The sequence below is a fragment of the Undibacter mobilis genome (assembly GCF_003367195.1).
Taxonomy (GTDB): Bacteria; Pseudomonadota; Alphaproteobacteria; order Rhizobiales; family Xanthobacteraceae; genus Pseudolabrys; species Pseudolabrys mobilis.
Map to the genome: position 1 here is coordinate 1607300 of NZ_QRGO01000001.1, position 20051 is coordinate 1627350.

The window sequence follows — 20051 nt, forward strand, 5'->3', positions numbered from 1 at the left end:
TGACGCTTAATGCGCCTCGTCCCAGTTATCGGCGGCGCGGGCTTCGACCTGCAACGGCACGTTCATGGCCACGGCCGGGTGTGGCGCGCTTTCCATGACGTCCTTGATGATCGGGATGGTGTCCTTCACTTCGTTCTCCGGCACCTCGAAGATCAGTTCGTCATGAACCTGCAGCAGCATCTGCGCATTGAGTTTGGCGGATGCGAGCTCGCCTTCCATGCGCATCATGGCGCGGCGGATGATGTCGGCGGCCGAGCCCTGCAGGCGCGCATTGATGGCGGCGCGTTCATTGAAGGCTCGGATCGAGGGGTTCGATGCTTTGATGTCCGGATAATGGCACTTGCGGCCGAACAAGGTGAGCACATAGCCGTGAATGCGGCAGAAGTCGCGGGTCTCGTCCATGTAGTCGCGGATGCCGGGGAAGCGCTCGAAGTACTTCTTGATATACTCGCCGGCTTCGCTGCGCTCGATACCGAGCTGATTGGCGAGGCCGAAAGCCGAGATGCCGTAGATAATGCCGAAGTTGATCGCCTTGGCGCGCCGGCGCACTTCACCGGGCATGTCCTTTACCGGCACGCCGAACATTTCCGACGCTGTCATGGCGTGAATGTCGATGCCGTCCTTGAAAGCCTGTCGTAGCGTCGGCACATTGGCGACCTCTGCAAGCAGGCGCAGTTCGATCTGGGAATAGTCGGCCGACACCAGCTTCATGCCGGGCGCTGCGACGAAGGCCTTGCGGATCTTGCGGCCTTCCTCGGTGCGTATCGGGATGTTCTGCAGGTTCGGCTCGGACGACGACAGCCGGCCCGTCGAGGTGGCGGCGAGCGAGTACGATGTGTGAACACGCTGCGTTACCTGATTGACGTAATTCGGCAGCGCCTCGGTGTAGGTCGAGCGCAGCTTGGATACCTGGCGCCAGTCGAGGATCTTGCGCGGTAGTTCGTGCTGCTCCGCCAGTTCCTCCAGCGTGCGGGCGTCGGTCGACCATTGCCCGGTCTTCGTCTTGGTGCCGCCGGGCAGAGCGAATTTGCCGAACAGGATGTCGCCGACCTGTTTCGGCGAACCGGGGTTGAGCGGCTCGCCCGCCATTTCCTTGATCTCGTCTTCAAGGCGGGCTTGGGTCTGGGCGAAATCTCCGGACAGGCGCGACAGCACATGCTTGTCGATGGAAATGCCGCGCCGCTCCATGCGCGCCAGCACATCCGGCATCCGGCGTTCGAGCGCTTCATAGACAGAAGCAACGCCCTCGGCGGCAAGCCGCGCTTTCAGCGCGTACCAGAGACGGAGCGTGACGTCGGCGTCTTCGGCGGCATATTCGCTGGCCTTGTCGATCGGCACGCAGTCGAACGTCACCGCGGTTTTGCCGGAACCGGCGACGTGATGGTAGTGGATAGTGTCGTGGTTCAGCCAACGCTTGGCCAAATCGTCCATGCCGTGCCCGCCTTTGCCGGCGTCGAGCACGTAGGAGATCAGCATGGTGTCGTCGTAGCTTTCTGTGAGGATGCCGCGCTGGGCGAAGATCAGCCAGTCGTATTTCATGTTTTGGGCGATCTTCAGCACGCTCCTGCTTTCAAGAAGTGGCTTGAGAGCGGCGAGCGCTTCCGCTTCCGGAATCTGGTCGGGTAAGAGCTTGGCTTCCGGCGCAAACAGGTCGCCGCTCGCGGTGCCCTCTTTGTGACCGATGGGTACGTAGCAGGCTTCGTTCGGCGCGACGGCCAGCGAGAACCCACACAGATGCGCCTGCATCGGATCGAGGCTGGTGGTTTCGGTATCCACCGCAACAAGGCCGAGATCGAAAGCCTTGGCGATCCACTCTTTCAGTCGCGGCAGGGCGCGCACAGTCTCGTATTTCGTGCGATCGATCGGTGAGGTGCGGGCTTTTTCCGCGCGTGCCGCAGCAAGCGAGAGAGGCGTCAGGGCGCCGGTAGGTGCCGGTGCTGCCGGGGCGTCAGGCGTGGATGCCGGCGGCGCGCCGAACAAATCACCTCCGGACATGGCGAGTTTCGCCGCGGCAGAACCTGTGGTTGCCTTGCCGTCCGGCTCGATCTTGCCCGCATCGATCCCGGTCTTCTCGGCGATGCGGCGGGTGATGGTCGAGAACTCCATCGCCTTGAGGAAGGCGATAAGGTTCTTGTAGTCCGGCTCGTGTACGGCCAGCTCGGCGACATCGACATCGAGCGGCACGTTCTGGTCGAGCGTGACCAGGCGCTTGGAGATGCGCGCCTGTTCAGCGAACTGAATGATGTTTTCGCGACGCTTGGCCTGTTTGATCTCCGAAGCTCGTGCGAGCAGCGTTTCGAGGTCGCCAAACTGGCCGATCAGTTCGGCGGCGGTCTTCGGGCCGATACCCGGCACGCCCGGCACATTGTCGGACGTGTCGCCGATCAGTGCCTGCGCTTCGATTACCTTCTCCGGCGGCACGCCGAATTTTTCGATCACCTCGGCGCGGCCGATGCGCTTGTCCTTCATCGTGTCGTACATGACGACAGTATCGCCGACGAGTTGCATCAGGTCCTTGTCGGACGACACGATGGTGGTGGTGGCGCCGGCCTCACAGGCGAGTCGCGCATAAGTGGCGATCAGGTCGTCGGCCTCGTAGCCGGCCTGTTCGAGGCAGGGAATTTCGAAGGCGCGCACGGCGTCCCGGATCAGCGGAAATTGCGGGCGCAGGTCTTTCGGTGCTTCCGGGCGGTGCGCCTTGTATTCGGGATAGAAGTCGGTGCGGAATGTTTTCTCGCTCTTGTCGAAAATGACGGCGAGATGGGTCGGCTTGTTGTCTGCCGGCATTTCGCTGAGCAGCTTCCACAACATGTTGCAGAAGCCGAGCACGGCATTGACCTGCAGGCCATCGGACTTGCGCGTGAGCGGCGGCAGGGCGTGATAGGCGCGGAAGATGTAGCCCGAACCGTCGACCAGGAAGACGTGGTCGCCCTTTTTCAGCGCCCGTGCGGCGGGGTTGGCAGGCGCAGCGTCGACATTGGCCGCCGCCTTCGGTTTGGCGGCGGATTTCGGGGCGGATTTTGATGTCTTGGATGTCGGCATGGCCGGAATGTGGGCCGCCGGAGCGCGATTATCAATCGCTGTTGTCATCGCCCGCGTACGCGGGCGACCCAGTATCCACAAGCCTTGCGGAAGAAAACGTGCGCCGGCGATTACTGGATGCTCGGCTTTAGCGGGGCATGACGATAGTGGCTACTCGGCAGGCTGCATCGCCAGCCGCGGTTCCGCCTTCTTCTTCCCCTCCGGGACCAGCCAGAACACTGCCGGACGCTCGAACAGGACCTTAAGCGGAGTCCAGCGCACGGCCCAGTAGATCGCCAGCGCGCCGATGACGCCGGTGGCCGTGACCAGGACCGAAATGGTGCCGATGTCGGTGATGATACCGGTTTTCAGCAACACCGCGCGGCTTGCAGCCATCGGCAGGAAGAAGGCGAGGTAAATCACGATCGAGTTGCGGCCGCAGTAGCGCAGTGGCTTGAACACGTCGTGCTGCGCCAGCAGCGCCGAGATGGTGACGACGGCCACCGCGCCAACGAGACCGAGCGCCAGCGAATAGAAGGGGAGTGCAGCGACGCCGGCCTTGACCAGCACGCCGTTGCCGATGCCCCAGATCACGAGGCCGGCCATGGCCAGCGCCGGGGTTGCCTGCGCCCGCGCGGCAATCGCGAAGATGTAGCGCGCGGCGATATAGCCGGTGTAGAAATAGACGAAGCGGGACGCGAATTCGTCCGGCACCATCCAGCCGGTCTGGACTTGCGAGATTTCGAGCGCTGCGCCCATCAGCCAGATCACGGGCCACGGCACGCGCTTCGTCAGTTTCACGAAGATGAAGAAGATCGGCAGCAGATAGATGAACCACAACGTGCCGAACGGCTCGATGAACGACATGAGATAGGCATGAGCAACGCCCATGATGCCCTGTTCGGCGATGAAGCCCGGCGCTTTGAAGGCGAACTGGATCGCGGTCCACAGCAGATAGAAATAGAAGAAGTGGACGACCTTGCGGTCGATATAGGTGCGCCAGTCACGGTTGATGACGTTGGCGAGAAACAGGCCCGAGATCATGAAGAAGTCGGGCATACGGAACGGACGGGCGAATTCGACCAGATGGTGCAGCCAGCCTTCCTTGCCGGCTGCCGCCTCGACGCCGAGCGTCGAATGCATCATCACGACGAAGACGATGCAAAATCCCTTGGCGTAGTCGACCCAGTCGATGCGCCCGTCGTGAATACCGCTCTGTAATTCGCGATGCATTTTATCCGTCCCGTTCATGATGGCCTTATGACAGACCATCGTTTCATTCCCCTTTACGCAGTTGAAGAAAATGAGGCCGCTCCGGTGACGGCTCGCAAGGAGCGGGCGGCTCTGCTAAAGAGCGGGCGCGGCCCAAAATCTTAGGTTAACCATGCGGCCGGCGGATATGGTTAAGACATGCGCGTTGCGATGATCGGCTCCGGCTATGTGGGTCTCGTGTCAGGGGCCTGTTTTGCCGATTTCGGCCACGAAGTGACCTGTGTCGACAAGGACAAGTCCAAGATCGACGCGTTGAATAATGGCCAAGTGCCGATTTACGAGCCGGGACTGACCGAACTGGTGGCCGCCAATGCGAAGGCGGGCCGGCTCAAGTTCACGCTCGATCTCGCGGCTGCGGTCAAGCAGGCCGACGCGGTGTTCATCGCCGTCGGCACGCCGTCGCGACGCGGCGACGGTCATGCCGATTTAAGTTTCGTTTACGACGCCGCCAAGGAGATAGCCGTCGCGGTCGACGGTTTCACCGTGGTGGTCACCAAATCCACCGTGCCGGTCGGCACCGGCGACGAAGTCGAACGGATTATCCGCGAGGCGCGGCCGGATGCGGCTTTCGCCGTCGTATCCAATCCGGAATTCCTGCGCGAAGGCGCGGCGATCCAGGACTTCAAACATCCCGACCGCATCGTCGTTGGATCCGATGACGACAAGGCGCGCGAGGTAATGACGGAGTTGTATCGGCCACTTTATCTCAACCGCTCGCCGATCATGTTCACCGGCCGGCGCACGGCTGAGTTGATCAAGTATGCGGCCAATGCGTTCCTGGCGACCAAGATCACCTTCATCAACGAGATCGCCGATCTTGCGGAGAAGGCCGGCGCCGACGTGCAGGAGATTGCGCGCGGCATTGGGCTGGACAACCGCATCGGCTCGAAATTCTTGCACGCCGGCCCGGGCTATGGCGGCTCGTGCTTCCCTAAGGACACTTTGGCGCTTCTGAAGACCGGGCAGGATCACGAAACCCCGCTGCGCATCGTCGAGGCGGTGGTAGCGGTGAACGATGCGCGCAAGCGGGCGATGGCGCGCAAGGTCTCGCATGCGCTCAATGGCGACATCCGCGGCAAGACCGTTGCCGTGCTCGGCCTGACGTTCAAGCCGAACACCGACGACATGCGTGAGGCGCCGTCGATCCCGCTGATCGCGGCCCTGCAGGATATGGGTGCGCAGGTGCGCGCCTACGATCCGGTCGGCATGGAGCAGTCGCGCGAATTTCTCAAGAACGTGACCTACTGCAAGGACGCCTATGAGTGCGCGCAAGGGGCTTCCGCCCTGGTGATCGTTACCGAGTGGGAGCAGTTCCGGGCGCTCGATTTCGCGCGCCTTAAAGGGGCGATGGTGAAACCGGTCCTTGTCGACCTACGCAACATCTACCGGCCCGACGAACTCGCCCGGCATGGCTTTGCCTATGAGGGCGTCGGGCGGGGATGAAGTGATTATGGGTCTTGTCAGATTCACAAGCCGCCTTCCCCCGCGAAAGCGGGGGACCCAGTAGCCCCGGTTTCGCCGTATAATTGACGACCGTGCTTACTGGATCATCCGCTTTCGCGGATGATGACGACCGAGGCCCATGCGAACCTTCGATTCTCCACTCCCAATCGACGACGCTTTGCCGCGCCTCACTGAGGCGTTGCGCCGGCAAGAGGCCGCCGTGCTGGTGGCGCCGCCCGGCGCCGGCAAGACCACGCGCGTGCCGCTGGTGCTGATCGATGAAGCCTGGGCGAAGGATAAGAAGATTCTGCTGCTCGAGCCGCGCCGCCTGGCGGCCCGCGCCGCCGCCGCCCGCATGGCGGCGACGTTGGGCGAGCAGGTGGGTGAGACGGTCGGCCTGCGCGTGCGCTTCGGCTCGAAGATTTCGAAGAAGACGCGGATCGAGGTCGTCACCGAAGGCGTGTTTACGCGACTGGTGCTCGATGACCCGTCGCTCGACGGCATAGCCGCCGTGCTGTTCGACGAGTTCCATGAACGATCATTGGACGCCGACCTCGGGCTCGCCCTGGCGCGTGACGTGCAGCAGGGCCTGCGCGACGACCTCAAGGTGCTGGTGATGTCCGCGACGCTCGACGGCGCGCGCGTGGCGGCGCTGATTGGCGATGCGCCCATTGTCGAGAGCGAAGGCCGCGCCTTTGCTGTCGAAACGCGCTATCTCGGCCGCGATCCGCGCGAGCGCATCGAGCGGCAAGTGGCCGACGCGGTGAAGCGCGCGTTGCGCGCCGACACGGGATCGCTGCTGGTGTTCTTGCCGGGCGCCGGCGAAATCCGCCGCACCGAGACGATGCTCAAGGACGACGTGCGTGATGCGGATGTCGATATCGTCGCGCTCTATGGCGCGCTCGAAGCGCGCGATCAGGACCGCGCGATTTCCCCGGCGCCGAAGGGCAAGCGCAAGGTGGTGCTCGCGACGTCGATTGCGGAGACGTCGTTGACCATCGAAGGCGTGCGTGTGGTGATCGATAGCGGCCTGGCCCGCGTGCCGCGCTACGAGCCGGATGTGGGCCTGACACGGCTTGAAACCGTGCGGGTGTCGCGCGCCGCAGCGGACCAGCGGCGCGGTCGCGCCGGCCGTACCGAGCCCGGTGTCTGCTACCGGTTGTGGGATGAGCCGCAGACCGGGTCGTTCGATGCCTATACGCGGCCAGAGATCCTCTCGGCCGACCTGTCGAGCTTCGTTCTTGACCTAGCCCAGTGGGGTGCGAGCGATGCCGCCGGGCTCGCTTTCCTCGATGCGCCGCCATCCGCGGCCATGAAAGAGGCGCGGACGTTGCTCACCGAGCTTGGAGCCCTCGATCCGCAGGGCCGCATCACCGAGGAAGGCCGCAAGTTGCGCGCGCTGCCTTTGCCGCCGCGGCTGGCGCGCATGGTGGTCGATGCCGGCGAGGAGGGCGCCGGCGATGTCGCTGCGAATATCGCCGCGATCCTCACCGAGCGCGGCCTTGGCGGCGACGATGTTGATCTCACCCACCGGATCGATCAATTTCGCCGCGATCGCTCGCCGCGGGCGCAGGACGCGCGGGCGATGGCGAAGCGGTGGGCGCCGAACGGCGAAGGTGGCGACTTGTCTGTTGGCGCCATCCTGTCGCTGGCTTATCCCGAGCGTGTCGCGAAAAGCCGTGGAAGTGGCGGAGCGTTTCTGCTGGCGAACGGCCGCGGCGGCAATGTCGATGCGGCCTCGGCATTGGCGCGTCAGCCCTTCATCGTCGTCGCCGAGCTCACGGGCGCCGCTAACAACAGCCGTATTGTGCTCGCCGCGCCGATCACACTTGCCGAAGTCGAACAGCGTTTCGCGGACAAGATCGAGGATCACGACGCGGTGACTTTCGATAGTGCATCGGCATCGTTGCGCGCACGGCGCACGCGGCGGCTCGGATCGATCGTGCTCGCCGAACAGGTCAAGCAGGTGTCGCCTGACGCCGAAACCGCCCGCATCTTTGCACAGGGATTGATTGCGCAAGGTATAAAAAAACTGGACTGGAGCAAGGCTGCGTTGCAGTTGCGCACGCGCGTTGAATTTCTGCGCAAGGCTGAAGGCGACGAATGGCCGGATTTGTCCGACGAAGGGCTGGCGGCATCAGCATCCGAATGGCTCGAGCCGTTGCTCATGGATAAAACGTCGCGCGGTCAGATCGGCTCAGGCGATTTGTTCGACGCAGTCAGTAATCTCGTGCCCTGGAATCTGCGCCGCCGTCTCGACGAAGAAGCCCCGACGCACTTCACTGCGCCGACCGGCACCAATGCCGCCGTCGACTACGAAGCCGAGCAGGGCCCGACCATCTCCATCCGCCTGCAGGAACTGTTCGGCCTGTCGCAGCATCCGTCGATTGCCGGCGGTCGCATTCCTCTGGTCATCGAATTGTTGTCCCCAGGGCATAAACCCGTGCAGATTACGCGCGACCTGCCGGGGTTCTGGCGCGGCTCCTATGCTGACGTGCGTACCGAGATGCGCGGTCGCTACCCGCGCCATCCCTGGCCGGACGATCCGGCCTCGGCGCTACCGACCCGGCGGGCCAAGCCGCGCGGGACTTGAAATGGGCGGTCTGCCTTTATTCGGACTGCTTTTGCGGAGCTATTTGGCCGGAACGGGCGTTAGAGTAAGTAACTGGCAATTTCATCGCCTTATTGTCCTGCCGATTTTCCAGCTATCCCCTTCGAGGAATTGATGTATCCGACCCCCAAGCCTTCGCTGAAGCCGAACACCTATGCTTACGAATCCACGCCGCTGGTCAAGCCGACAGGCTTCCGCGAATACGACGCGCGCTGGCTGCTGGAAAAGGAAATTAATCTGATGGGTGTGCAGGCCCTCGGCCTGGGCCTCGGCACGCTGATCAAGGAGATGGGCGTCAAGCCGGAAATCGTCACCGGCCACGACTTCCGCGGTTATTCTGCCTCGGTGAAGATGGCGCTGGTCTCGGGCCTGCTGGCCGCCGGTTGCAAGGTGCATGACATCGGCCTCTGCATCACGCCGATGGCCTATTTCGCGCAGTTCGATCTCGACGTGCCCTGCGTCGCGATGGTCACGGCCTCGCACAACGACAACGGCTGGACCGGCGTCAAGATGGGTGCCAACCGGCCGCTGACCTTCGGCCCGAAGGAAATGACGCGACTGAAGGAGATTGTGCTGGCGGCGAAATTCGATCTGTCCGGTGGCGGCTCTTATGTCTTCGTGGAAAATTTCCCTGAGCGTTACATCGCCGATCTCACCAAGCGGCCGAAGATCAAACGCAAACTTAAGGTCGTCGCCGCCTGCGGTAACGGCACGGCAGGTGCCTTTGCGCCGCGTATTCTCGAAGCCATTGGCTGCGAGGTGGTACCGCTCGATTGCGAGCTCGACCATACCTTCCCGCGCTACAATCCGAACACCGAAGACATGAAGATGTTGCACGCCATGCGCGACGCGGTGCTCATGCACAAGGCTGACGTCGCGCTCGGCTTTGACGGCGATGGCGATCGCTGCGGTGTCGTTGACAACGAGGGCGAGGAAATCTTCGCCGACAAGGTGGGCGTCATGCTGGCGCGAGATATGTCGGCGCTGCACAAGAATTCGACTTTCGTGGTCGATGTGAAATCGACGGGTCTCTTCCTCACCGATCCGGTGTTGAAGGCGAATGGTGTCAAGGTCGATTACTGGAAAACCGGCCATTCCTACATCAAGCGCCGTGTCAATGAGCTCGGCGCCGTGGCGGGCTTCGAGAAGTCCGGTCATTTCTTTTTTAACAAGCCGTTCGGCCGCGGCTATGACGACGGCATGATCTTTGGCCTTGCGGTCTGCGATATGCTCGACCGTAGCCCGGACAAGACCATGGCCGACCTGCGCAAGGCGCTGCCCAAGACCTGGGGCTCGCCGACCATGGCGCCGCACTGCGACGACGAGAAGAAGTACGGCATCGTCGATGCCGTGGTGAAGCACTTCGAGGAATTGAAGAAGGACGGCATGCGCTTTGCCAGCCAGCCGATCCGTGATCTCGTGACTGTCAACGGCGTGCGTGTCACGGTCGAAGACGGCACCTGGGGTCTGGTGCGCGCTTCCTCGAACAAGCCGGAGCTGGTGGTCGTGGTCGAAAGCCCGGTCTCGGAAGCCCGCATGCGCGAGATGTTCAAGGCCGTCGACGACGTCCTGCGCAAGTACCCGGATGTCGGCGAGTACAACCAGACGATTTGATTGCGTGCCGTCCCGGGCGACCGAAGGGAGACCCGGGACCCGTACGCTGTTTCCTCTCAAACGGCACGGCGTACGGGTCCCCGCTTTTGCGGGATGACGAACCGAAATATCTTTCGCTGCCGCACGCCCGCGCGCTGTGACACAATCGCGGCATGCGCATCGCCATTCTCGGCGCCGGCCCGGCCGGCCTTTATCTGTCGTTCCTCATCAAACGCCGCGTGCCGAACGCGGACGTCACCGTGATCGAGCAGAATCCGGCCGACGCCACGTTCGGCTTCGGCGTGGTGTTCTCCGACCGCGCACTTGAATTCCTGCGCGAGGATGACGAGGAAACCTATGCCGCCATTGTGCCGGCGATGGTGTCCTGGCGCGATATGACGCTCAACCATCCCGCCGAGCGCATCGTCATCGACGGCATCGGATTTGCCGCCATCGAGCGGCTCAAGCTGCTGCAATTGCTGCAGGCGCGCGCGGCGTCGGTGAACGTTACGGCGATCTACGGCTGTACGGCGAAATCGCTCGACGAACTGGACGAGTTCGATGTCGTCGTCGGCGCCGACGGCGTCAATTCGCTGGTGCGGCGGGCTTTCGCCAATGAGCTTGGCGCTACCGTGGGTGCTCTCACCAACCGTTTCGCCTGGTTCGGAACAAGCCAGGTCTTCGACACGCTGACGCAGACCTTTGTCGACACCGAATGGGGGGCATTCAACGCCCATCATTATCGCTATGCGCCGGATCGCTCGACTTTCATCGTCGAGACCTGCACCGATACGTTTGCGCGGGCGGGCCTTGCAGCGATGGGCCCTGCAGAATCACAGGTCTTTTGCGAGAAGGTCTTCGCCGCGACGCTCGATGGCGAGCCGCTGATCGCCAACAATTCGATCTGGCGGCAATTCCCGCTGGTGCACAATGCGCGCTGGTCATACGGCAAATACGTGCTGATGGGTGATGCGCTCCACACCGCGCATTTTTCCATCGGCTCCGGCACGCGCCTGGCGCTGGAAGACGCCATCGCGCTAGACAAGGCGCTGGCGGCGCATCCGAAGGATGTGCCGTCAGCGTTTGCCGCCTATGAAGCAGCGCGTCGACCGGTGCTGGAAAAACTGGTTGGCGGCGCCAATGACAGCGCCACCTGGTACGAGCATTTCGGCGAGCACATGAAGCTCAAGCCCGCCGATTTCGCCATGAGCTACATCACCCGTTCCGGCCGCATCGATATCGAGCGGCTGCGAAAGCTGTCGCCGCGTTTTGTCGATTGGTACGAGGCGGCGAAGCTCTAGCTATTCCGCATCGCCTTGCGCAACGTCGGAAGTCCGATGCCGGTCGAATCGAAGCCACCATCGACGCACAATATCTGCCCGGTGATGTAGCTCGCCCGCTCGCTGCACAGGAAGAAGATGGCTTCCGCCAATTCTTCCTCGAGACCGTAACGGTTGAGCGGCATGTGGTCGTGATAGTCGGCGCGGATTTCTGGCGTATGCACGGCTTTCGCCATCGCCGTATCCACCGGTCCAGGCGCCACCGCATTGACGCGGATGTTGTACTGCGCGAGCTCAGCCGCCTGCTGCTTGGTGAGATGCGCGAGCCCGGCTTTGCTCGTGCCGTAGGCGGTGCGTAACGTCGAGGCGCGGAGGCCGGAGATCGACGTAATGTTGACGACGGCGCCGCCGCCGCCGTCGCGCATCATCGGCGCGGCCGCCTGCGTGCAAAGGAACGGCCCGGTGAGGTTGACGGCCAAGACCCGAGACCAGTCTTCATAGGTGACGTCGAGGATCGGCTTGAAAATGGCGATTCCGGCATTGTTGACCAGCGCGTCGAGCCGGCCGAACTGGCGGCCCACGGCGTCGAAGGCCAACGTCACCGCGTCCGGCTGCGATACGTCACATTCGATGGCAATGATGTCGTGCTCCTGAGCCAGTGCGGCATGGGCCGCATGCAGGGTCTCGGAATTGATGTCGAGCAGCGCGACTTTGTAACCCTCGGCCAGGAAACGCTTGGCCGTGGCCAGCCCGATGCCGCGTGCGGCGCCGGTCACCAGAGCCACCTTGTCAGACGTCGTCATGATCCCTCCCGCAGGCCGGCGTTCCGCGCTCGGGCCTATTGGCTCACTTCAACCGGTTGCGTGGTCGCGATCAAGGGCGGGGCGGCGCGGCGTCGCCACAATCATGCGCTAGATCAAAAACCTCTGGTCCGATCCGCGGCATAGTCCGCCACGAATAAAGGCCCCCGGTGGGCCGCTATCTGTACCCAAGGGGTTTGCGCCATGAGCCATTTTCACGCCGTCGTCTGGATCGATCACCGCGAGGCGCGGATTTTCCATTTCAACCCGACCGATGCTGACAAGCAGGTCATCCACCCGGACAAGCCGGCCAAACACCTGCATCACAAGGCCGGCGAACTCGGCTCGGGCCACGCCGGCGCGGACCACGAATTCCTGCACGCGGTGGCGCGGGCCTTTGCCGATGCCGGCGCCGTGCTGATCGCGGGACCGGGCAATGCCAAAAATGAACTGGTGCGTCACATCGAGTCGCACGACGCGCCGCTGAAAAAGCTGATCGCCGGTGTCGAGACGATCGATCACCCGAGCGACGGCCAACTCGTCGCCCATGCGCGCAAGTACTTCAAGGCCGAAGACCGCATGACGCGGTGATCAGTCCTCGTCGTCTTCCTTGAATGTGTTGCGATAGGGGTGCGCCGGATAGACACCGAGGATGCGCAATTCCTTGGAGAAGAAGGCGAGTTCTTCCAGCGCATGGACCAGTGCGGTGTCGTCGGGGTGGCCCTCGACGTCGGCATAAAACTGCGTGGCGAAGAAATTGCCGCCGACCATGTAGCTCTCGAGCTTGGTCATGTTGACGCCGTTGGTGGCGAATCCGCCCATCGCCTTGTAGAGCGCGGCCGGTAGGTTCCGCACTCGGAAGACGAAGGTCGTGATGACCTTGCCATTGCCGGGCTTGGCCCACTTCTTCTCGGGCGACAGCACGACGAAACGCGTCGTCGAATTCGACTCGTCCTCGACATTCTCTTTCAGGATGTTGAGGCCGTAAATCTCCGCGGCGAGCCGCGAGCCGATGGCGGCGCGGGTAATGTCATTGGCTTCGGCGATCTCGCGTGCCGAGCCGGCCGTATCGGCGCCGATCACCGGCGCGAGCTTGAGGTCGCGGATGACCTTGCGGCACTGGCCGAGCGCCATCACATGGCTTTGCACCGTTTTGATCGTCTCAAGCGTTGCGCCTTTCGGCGCCATCAGTTGGTTGCGGATCGGCAGAAACCATTCGCCGATGATATGCAGCTTCGAGGTCGGCATCAGGTGGTGGATATCGGCGACGCGGCCGGCCACTGAATTCTCGATCGGAATCATGCCGAGATCGACATCGCCGTTTTCCAGCGCGGTGAAGCAGTCCTCGAACGTGGCGGCGGGCACCGGCTCGCAATCCGGATAGGCTTCGCGGCAGGCGAGGTCGGAATTCGCGCCGCGCTCGCCCTGGAAGATGATTTTCTTGGTGGCCATGTCATTGCTGCCTTGTGTGGCGGAGGGCGTACGCGGTGCCGGCGCGCTGAGTCAACCGGCCAGCATCTTGCGGGCTTTTTCCAGGTCCTCGGGCGTATCGACGCCGAGCGGCACGCTGCCGACCACGGCGACGTCAATACGCATGCCCGCGTCCATGGCGCGGAGCTGCTCCAGCCGCTCGCGCTGCTCGTTGGCGGACGGCGGCAGTTTCACGAAGCGCTCCAGCGCCGCGCGTTTATAGGCGTAGAGCCCGATGTGGTGATAATGCGGGCCGGGGCCTTCGGCGTTGGCACGGGTGAAGGTCTTGGCGCGCATGAGGCCCGGGCTGATGGTGACGCCCTTGGCTTTGACCACGTTGGGATTGGTGAGCTCGGCCGGATCATGGATCACGGCGGCGAGGGTGGCGAGATCGACGGCGGGATCGGCCAGAGGGGCCAAAGCGGCCCGAATGTCCTCGGGCGTGACGGTCGGCAGGTCGCCCTGGACATTGACGATGTGGGCCACCCGGTGCTCAGGATCGAGCGCTTCGAGGGCCTCGAAGATGCGGTCGGAGCCGGACATATGGTCCGTGCGGGTCATCACCGCGCGGCCGCCGGCTTTTTCAACCGCCGCCTGAACCGCCTCGGAATCGGTCGCCACGACGGCTTCGCCGATGCCGGCGGCTTCGGCCCGGCGCAAAACCTGAACGATCATCGGCAGGCCATTGATGTCCGCCAGCGGCTTGCCCGGCAGGCGGGTCGAGGCCATGCGGGCCGGTATGAGGATGAGGGTCGGGGCCATGAAAATTGCGCACTGAATAGCAATGGATCGAGGGGCTTATACGGGTTGCCAGAGCCCCGGCAAACCGGCTATCTGTCCGCCGGAATTACCCCGCATCCCCTCCTCGGGAGCCGTTCTCGATGAACTCCTTCGAACTCAACAAGATTCTCGGCGCTGTCCTGGCGACCTGCTTGATCCTGCTGGGGCTGAATATCGGCGCTTCGGCGCTATTTGCCCCGGTCAAGCCAGCCAAGCCCGGCTACAACATCGCCGTGAAGGAAGACACCAAGGGTGGTCCGGCGGCGCCGGCCGAGCCGGAAAAGCCGATCGCTGTGCTGCTCGCCAGCGCCTCGGTGGAAAAGGGCGCGGCCGCTGCCAAGCAGTGCGCCTCCTGCCACACCTTCGAAAAGGGCGGCCCGAACCGCGTCGGCCCGAACCTCTACGACATCGTCGGCCACGAGCGCGGCACCGGCCGCGGCGGCTTCAACTTCTCGGCGGCGATGAAGGCCAAGGGCGGCGAGTGGTCCTTCGACGAGCTCAACGAGTTCCTGAAGAACCCGCGTGGCGCCATCCCGGGCACCAACATGACCTTCGCCGGCATTTCGCGCGATACGGTCCGCGCCGACGTGATCGCCTATCTGCGTTCGCTGTCCGACAGCCCGAAGCCGCTGCCTGCTGCAGCGGCCAAGTAAACGGCACGCAACTTCCGATTTCGACGGCCGGGCCCAAAGCCCGGCCGTTTTCGTTACAGGCCGGTTATTGCGGCGATTGGCCACGGAGATTTGAGGACATTCGGCTCTCCGAATGGCCGCGATGCTGGCAGGGGACCGAAAAACCGACATAATCGGAACCGAACTCGTCCGGGTCGGCTTGAGCCGGCGGAACTCACCCTGATACTGAATTTCGACAACGGCCCGCCTCATGAAAATTTCCCGACGCAGCCTCCTTCAATCGACTGCCGCAGCGGTGGCGGCACCCGCCCTCGGAGGCATCGGTGCGCTTTCGTTCGGAGGCGTGGCCGTCGCACAGGACAAGCCGTGGAAACACGGCCTTTCCCTGTTCGGCGATGTGAAATATCCGGCGGGCTTCAAGAACTTCGACTACGTCAATCCGGCGGCGCCGCAGGGCGGCATCGTGCGGCTCGGCGCCTTCGGCACCTTCGACAACTTCAATGAAGTGGTCGCCATGGTGAAGGGCAACCTTGCCGGCGGCATTGGCCTCCTCAGCGAATCGCTGATGACGCAAGCCTTCGACGAGGTTTCCACCGAATATGGCCTGCTTGCCGACGGCGTACGCTATGCCGACGATTATTCGTGGGTGACCTATCGCATCAACGCCAAGGCGCGCTGGCACGACGGCAAGCCGGTGACGGTCGATGACGTGATTTTCTCCTTCACGACATTGAAGGAGAATCGTCCGGACCTCGCCGCCTACTACAATCACGTCGTCAAGGCGGAGAAGACCGGCGAACGCGAAATCACCTTCACCTTCGATGCGCCGGGCAATCGCGAACTGCCGCATATTGTCGGCCAGCTCACCATTCTGCCGAAGCACTGGTGGGAAGGCACGGACAAGTCGGGCAACAAACGCGACGTCACCGCGACCACGCTGGAGCCGCCGCTCGGCTCAGGTCCGTACCGCGTCAAGGAGTTCGTGCCCGGCCGCACGATCGTCTTCGAAAAGGTCGCCGACTATTGGGGCAAGGACCTCAATGTCAGTATCGGAACCAACAACTTCGTGCAGATCCGCTACGAGTATTTCCGCGACCTCACGGTGTCACTCGAGGGCTTCAAGGGCGATCAGATCGACTGGCGCACCGAAAATAGCGCCAAGGATTGGGCGACGGCCTACGATTTTCCTGCCGTGCGCGACAAGAAGGTGGTGCGCGAAGAATTCCCGATGACCAGCGTCGGCGTGATGCAGGCTTTCGCCTTCAATATTCGCCGCGACAAGTTCAAGGATGCGCGGTTGCGCCGGGCCTTCAACTTCGTCTTCGACTTCGACGAGATGAACCGGCAGTTGTTCTACGGCCAGTACAAGCGCATCGACAGTTATTTCTATGGCACCGAACTGGCGTGCTCGGGCGTGCCGCAGGGTCTTGAACTCGACATCCTGAACGATGTGCGTGCCGAAGTGCCGGCGGAGTTGTTCACGCAACCCTACGCCAATCCGCCGGGCGGCGGGCCTGAAGTGCTGCGCAACAATCTGCGCTCGGCGCTGATGCTGATGCGCGAAGCCGGTTACGAGATCAAGGACACCAAACTGGTCCATACCAAGACCGGCGAACGCCTCAAGGTCGAATTCCTGCTGCAACAGCCGACGTTCGAACGCGTCGTGCTGGCCTACAAGGCGTCCCTGGAGCGCCTCGGCATCGAGGTGTCGCTGCGCACTGTCGATACCTCGCAATACGAAAATCGCCTGCGCCAGTGGGACTATGACATCATCGTCTCGAGCTGGGGGCAGTCGCTGTCGCCGGGCAATGAACAGCGCGAGTTCTGGGGTTCGAAGGCGGCGGACCGGCCCGGTTCGCGCAACACCATCGGCATCAAGAACCCGGCGGTCGACAAGCTGATCGAGCGTGTCATCTATGCCAAGACCCGCGAGGAGCTGGTTGCGGCCACCCACGCGCTCGACCGCGTGCTGCTCTGGAACAACTACGTGGTGCCGCAGTGGAGCTATCCATTCCAGCGCACGGCGCGCTGGGATCGCTTCGGGCGCCCCGAGACGCTGCCGAAATACGCGGCCTCGGCGTTCCCGACCATCTGGTGGTGGGATGAAGCGAAAGCGGCCAAGGCCAAACGATGATGATTACACGGCGGCACGCGCTTCTCCTGTCTGCCGGCGCCGTCGCCGCCGTTCATTGGCCGCCGCGCGCCCACGCGCAAAGCCAGCCTATCGATCTCGACACCGAGCGTCATGGCATGTCGGCCTTTGGCGATCTGGCGCTGCCGGCGGACTTCAAGCACTTTCCTTACGTCAATCCCGACGCGCCGAAAGGCGGGGCTTTTTCGGAATCGATCGGGCGGCGCACGTATAACGGTTCGTTCCTCACCTTCAATTCCCTCAACACTTACATCCTGAAGGGCGACGGCGCCTACGGGATGGACTGGACCTTCGCCACTTTGATGGTGAAGGCCGGCGACGAGCTGGACGCCATGTACGGCCTCGCTGCCAGGAGCGTGCGCATCTCCGATAATGGTCTGACCTATCGCTTCACCTTGCGCGATAACCTGACATTTCACGACGGTTCGCCGCTGACGGTGCATGATGTGGTCTGGTCGCTAAATACGCTGAAGGAAAAAGGCCATCCGATCATCACGCAATTGCTGAACGATCTCGACAAGGCGGAAGCCGAGGGCGACCGGGTCGTCGTCGCGCGCTTCAAGCCCGGCCGCGGGCGCGAGGTGCCGCTGTTCGTTGCGGGTTTGCCGATCCTGTCGAAGGCCTATTACGCCAAGAAATCGTTCGACGAATCGACGCTCGATATTCCGCTCGGCAGCGGTCCTTACAAAGTCGGCCGTTTCGAGGTTGGGCGCTATATCGAATATGAGCGTGTGAAGGGCTGGTGGGGCGCCAAGCTGCCGGTCGAGATCGGGCAAAACAACTTCGACACCATCCGGTACGAATATTACCGCGACCGCGACGTGGCCTTCGTCGGCTTCACGGCGAAGAACTATCTGTTCCGGGAGGAGTTCACCGCGCGCACCTGGGCGACACGCTACGATTTTCCCGCCATCAAGGACGGCAAGGTCAAGCGCGATACCATCCCGGACGACACGCCGTCCGGCGCGCAGGGCTGGTTCATGAATACGCGGCGCGACAAGTTCAAGGATCGCCGGGTGCGTGAGGCGCTGATCGACGCCTTCGACTTCGAATACACCAACAAGAATATCATGTACGACGCCTACCTGCGGACGCATTCGGTCTTCCAGAATTCGCCGATGATGGCGCGGGGCAGGCCCGATGAGGCGGAGCTGAAGTTGCTCGAGCCGTTCCGCGGCAAGATACCCGACGAGGTGTTCGGCGAGCCCTATGTACCGCCGGTGACCGACGCTTCGGGTCAGGATCGCCGCGTGTTGCGTATCGCAGCGGGCAAGCTCAACGACGCCGGCATTGTGTTGAAAGACGGCAAGCGCGTGCTGCCGAATGGCCAGCCCTTCACCATCGAGTTTCTCAGCGAAGAGCCGAGCTTCAACCCGCATCACCTCGCTTATATCAAGAATCTCGAATTGCTCGGCATTCCGGCCAGTCTGCGCGTGGTCGACCCGGTGCAGTACCGCGCCCGCGTCGATACTTTCGATTTCGACCTCACCGTCGAGCGCATGGGCTTTTCATCGACGCCGGGCGATTCGTTGCGTAGCTATTTCATGGCCCAGGCGGCGAAGATCAACGGATCGAAGAATCTCGCTGGTATCGCCGATCCGGCGGTCGACGCACTGGTCGAGAAGATTGTCGCTGCGGCGACCCGCGAGGATCTGATCGCGGCCTGCAAGGCACTGGATCGGCTGATCCGCGCCGGACGGTACTGGATTCCGCAGTGGTACCTGGCTTCGCACCGCATCGCCTATTGGGACGTGTTCGGCCGTCCGGCGCGCCAGCCGCGCTACGACCGGGGCATTCCCGACATCTGGTGGGCGGCGGAGAAAAAGGGGTGAGGGGAGATTGCGTGACGGACCGGCCATACTGCGCTAACAGGATCACATGACCGCCTACATCCTCCGTCGCATCCTGTTCATGATCCCGACCATGATCGGCATCATGCTGGTGTCTTTCGTCGTGGTGCAGTTCGCGCCCGGCGGTCCGGTCGAGCAGGTCATCGCCAAACTGCAAGGCTCGGATACCAGCGCGACCTCGCGCATTTCCGGCTCGGCCGGCGGCGACTTTGGCAGCCGCGGCATGGCGCAAGGCGGCTCCGGCGTCGATGCGACGACGTCCAAATATCGCGGCGCCCAAGGCATGGACCCGGCGTTCATCAAGAAGCTGGAGCAGCAGTTCGGCTTCGACAAGCCGGCCCATGAGCGCTTCCTGCTCATGATGTGGAACTACATCCGCTTCGATTTCGGTTCGAGCTATTTCCGCGACGTTACCGTGCTGCAGCTGATCAAGGAGAAGCTGCCGGTGTCGATGTCGCTCGGCATTTGGATGACGCTGCTGACCTATCTCATCTCGATTCCGCTCGGCATCAAGAAGGCCGTCGATTCCGGTTCGCAGTTCGACATGTGGACCTCGACCGTCATCATCATCGGCTATGCCATCCCCGGATTTCTGTTTGCCATCCTTCTGATCATCCTGTTTGCCGGCGGCTCGTTCTTCAACTGGTTTCCGTTACGCGGGCTGGTGTCCGACAATTTCTGGGCCATGCCGTGGTACCAGCAGATCATCGATTATTTCTGGCACCTGACGTTGCCGATTATCGCGATGGCGCTGTCGGCCTTCGCCACCATGACCCTGCTGACCAAGAATTCGTTCCTCGACGAAATCCGCAAGCAATATGTGTTGACCGCGCGCGCCAAGGGCTGTTCCAGGAACCAGGTGCTGTACGGCCATGTGTTCCGCAACGCCATGCTGATCGTGGTGGCGGGGTTCCCGTCGGCTTTCGTGAGCTCCTTCTTCGCCGGCTCGCTGCTGATCGAAACGATTTTCTCGCTCGACGGTCTCGGTCTGCTCGGCTTCGAAAGCGTGCTCAACCGCGATTATCCCGTGGTGTTTGCCACGCTCTACATCTTCTCGCTGGTCGGTGTGGTGGTGAACCTTGTCTCCGATCTCACTTACACCTGGATCGATCCGCGCATCGATTTCGAGTCGCGGGAGGTGTGAGCC

General features: G+C 62.6%; 14 protein-coding genes. 9 read left to right on the forward strand and 5 right to left on the reverse strand.

Going from position 1 to position 20051, the window contains the following annotated elements:
- Positions 1-6: 6 nt before the first annotated feature.
- Together polA and DXH78_RS07605 are read right to left on the reverse strand one after the other, a co-directional pair.
- A complete protein-coding gene (gene polA / locus DXH78_RS07600; protein ID WP_115517790.1) occupies positions 7-3042 on the reverse strand; it encodes a DNA polymerase I in 3036 nt (1011 codons plus the stop codon).
- 150 nt (positions 3043-3192) lie between these two features.
- The gene (locus DXH78_RS07605; RefSeq protein ID WP_115517791.1) at positions 3193-4254 is read right to left on the reverse strand and encodes an acyltransferase family protein; all 1062 of its coding nucleotides are present in this window, start codon (positions 4252-4254) and stop codon (positions 3193-3195) included.
- Between the two features lie 177 nt (positions 4255-4431).
- Here DXH78_RS07605 and DXH78_RS07610 point away from each other — a divergent pair, with 177 nt between their 5' ends.
- The 4 genes from DXH78_RS07610 to DXH78_RS07625 all read left to right on the forward strand — a co-directional run bounded on the left by DXH78_RS07610 (position 4432) and on the right by DXH78_RS07625 (position 11241).
- A complete protein-coding gene (locus tag DXH78_RS07610) occupies positions 4432-5736 on the forward strand; it encodes a UDP-glucose dehydrogenase family protein (RefSeq protein WP_115516470.1) in 1305 nt (434 codons plus the stop codon).
- A 139-nt stretch (positions 5737-5875) separates the two neighbouring features.
- Positions 5876-8329: an ATP-dependent helicase HrpB gene (gene hrpB / locus DXH78_RS07615; RefSeq protein ID WP_115516471.1), complete on the forward strand. Its 2454-nt coding sequence runs from the start codon at positions 5876-5878 to the stop codon at positions 8327-8329.
- A gap of 132 nt (positions 8330-8461) precedes the next feature.
- On the forward strand, positions 8462-9961 hold the full coding sequence (locus tag DXH78_RS07620; protein ID WP_115516472.1) for a phosphomannomutase/phosphoglucomutase: 1500 nt from the start codon (positions 8462-8464) through the stop codon (positions 9959-9961).
- Positions 9962-10113: 152 nt separating this feature from the next.
- Complete coding sequence (locus tag DXH78_RS07625) at positions 10114-11241, forward strand: FAD-dependent monooxygenase (protein WP_115516473.1); 1128 nt, start codon at positions 10114-10116, stop codon at positions 11239-11241.
- Here the strand turns inward: DXH78_RS07625 and DXH78_RS07630 are convergent.
- Positions 11238-12023 (reverse strand): SDR family NAD(P)-dependent oxidoreductase, encoded by a 786-nt coding sequence (locus tag DXH78_RS07630; protein WP_115516474.1) that lies wholly within the window; start codon positions 12021-12023, stop codon positions 11238-11240. The two genes, DXH78_RS07625 and DXH78_RS07630, sit on opposite strands and share 4 nt — an antisense overlap.
- Positions 12024-12224: 201 nt before the next feature.
- Here DXH78_RS07630 and DXH78_RS07635 point away from each other — a divergent pair, with 201 nt between their 5' ends.
- Positions 12225-12611, forward strand: a complete 387-nt coding sequence (locus DXH78_RS07635; protein ID WP_115516475.1) for a translational machinery protein — start codon at positions 12225-12227, stop codon at positions 12609-12611.
- Here the strand turns inward: DXH78_RS07635 and DXH78_RS07640 are convergent, their stop codons facing one another.
- Positions 12612-13472 carry a prephenate dehydratase gene (locus DXH78_RS07640; RefSeq protein WP_115516476.1) on the reverse strand — a complete coding sequence of 287 codons (861 nt, stop codon included), beginning with the start codon at positions 13470-13472 and terminating at the stop codon, positions 12612-12614.
- Positions 13473-13523: 51 nt separating this feature from the next.
- A complete protein-coding gene (locus tag DXH78_RS07645) occupies positions 13524-14252 on the reverse strand; it encodes a 3-deoxy-manno-octulosonate cytidylyltransferase (protein WP_115516477.1) in 729 nt (242 codons plus the stop codon).
- Positions 14253-14371: 119 nt separating this feature from the next.
- Between DXH78_RS07645 and DXH78_RS07650 the strand changes: the two genes are divergently transcribed.
- From DXH78_RS07650 to DXH78_RS07665, 4 genes are all read left to right on the forward strand, one after another.
- On the forward strand, positions 14372-14923 hold the full coding sequence (locus DXH78_RS07650) for a c-type cytochrome (RefSeq protein ID WP_115516478.1): 552 nt from the start codon (positions 14372-14374) through the stop codon (positions 14921-14923).
- Between the two features lie 229 nt (positions 14924-15152).
- Positions 15153-17036: an extracellular solute-binding protein gene (locus tag DXH78_RS07655; protein WP_115516479.1), complete on the forward strand. Its 1884-nt coding sequence runs from the start codon at positions 15153-15155 to the stop codon at positions 17034-17036.
- On the forward strand, positions 17033-18886 hold the full coding sequence (locus DXH78_RS07660; RefSeq protein WP_115516480.1) for an extracellular solute-binding protein: 1854 nt from the start codon (positions 17033-17035) through the stop codon (positions 18884-18886). The genes DXH78_RS07655 and DXH78_RS07660 overlap by 4 nt, the downstream gene beginning before the upstream one ends.
- A gap of 46 nt (positions 18887-18932) precedes the next feature.
- On the forward strand, positions 18933-20048 hold the full coding sequence (locus DXH78_RS07665; protein WP_115516481.1) for a microcin C ABC transporter permease YejB: 1116 nt from the start codon (positions 18933-18935) through the stop codon (positions 20046-20048).
- Positions 20049-20051 lie beyond the last annotated feature (3 nt).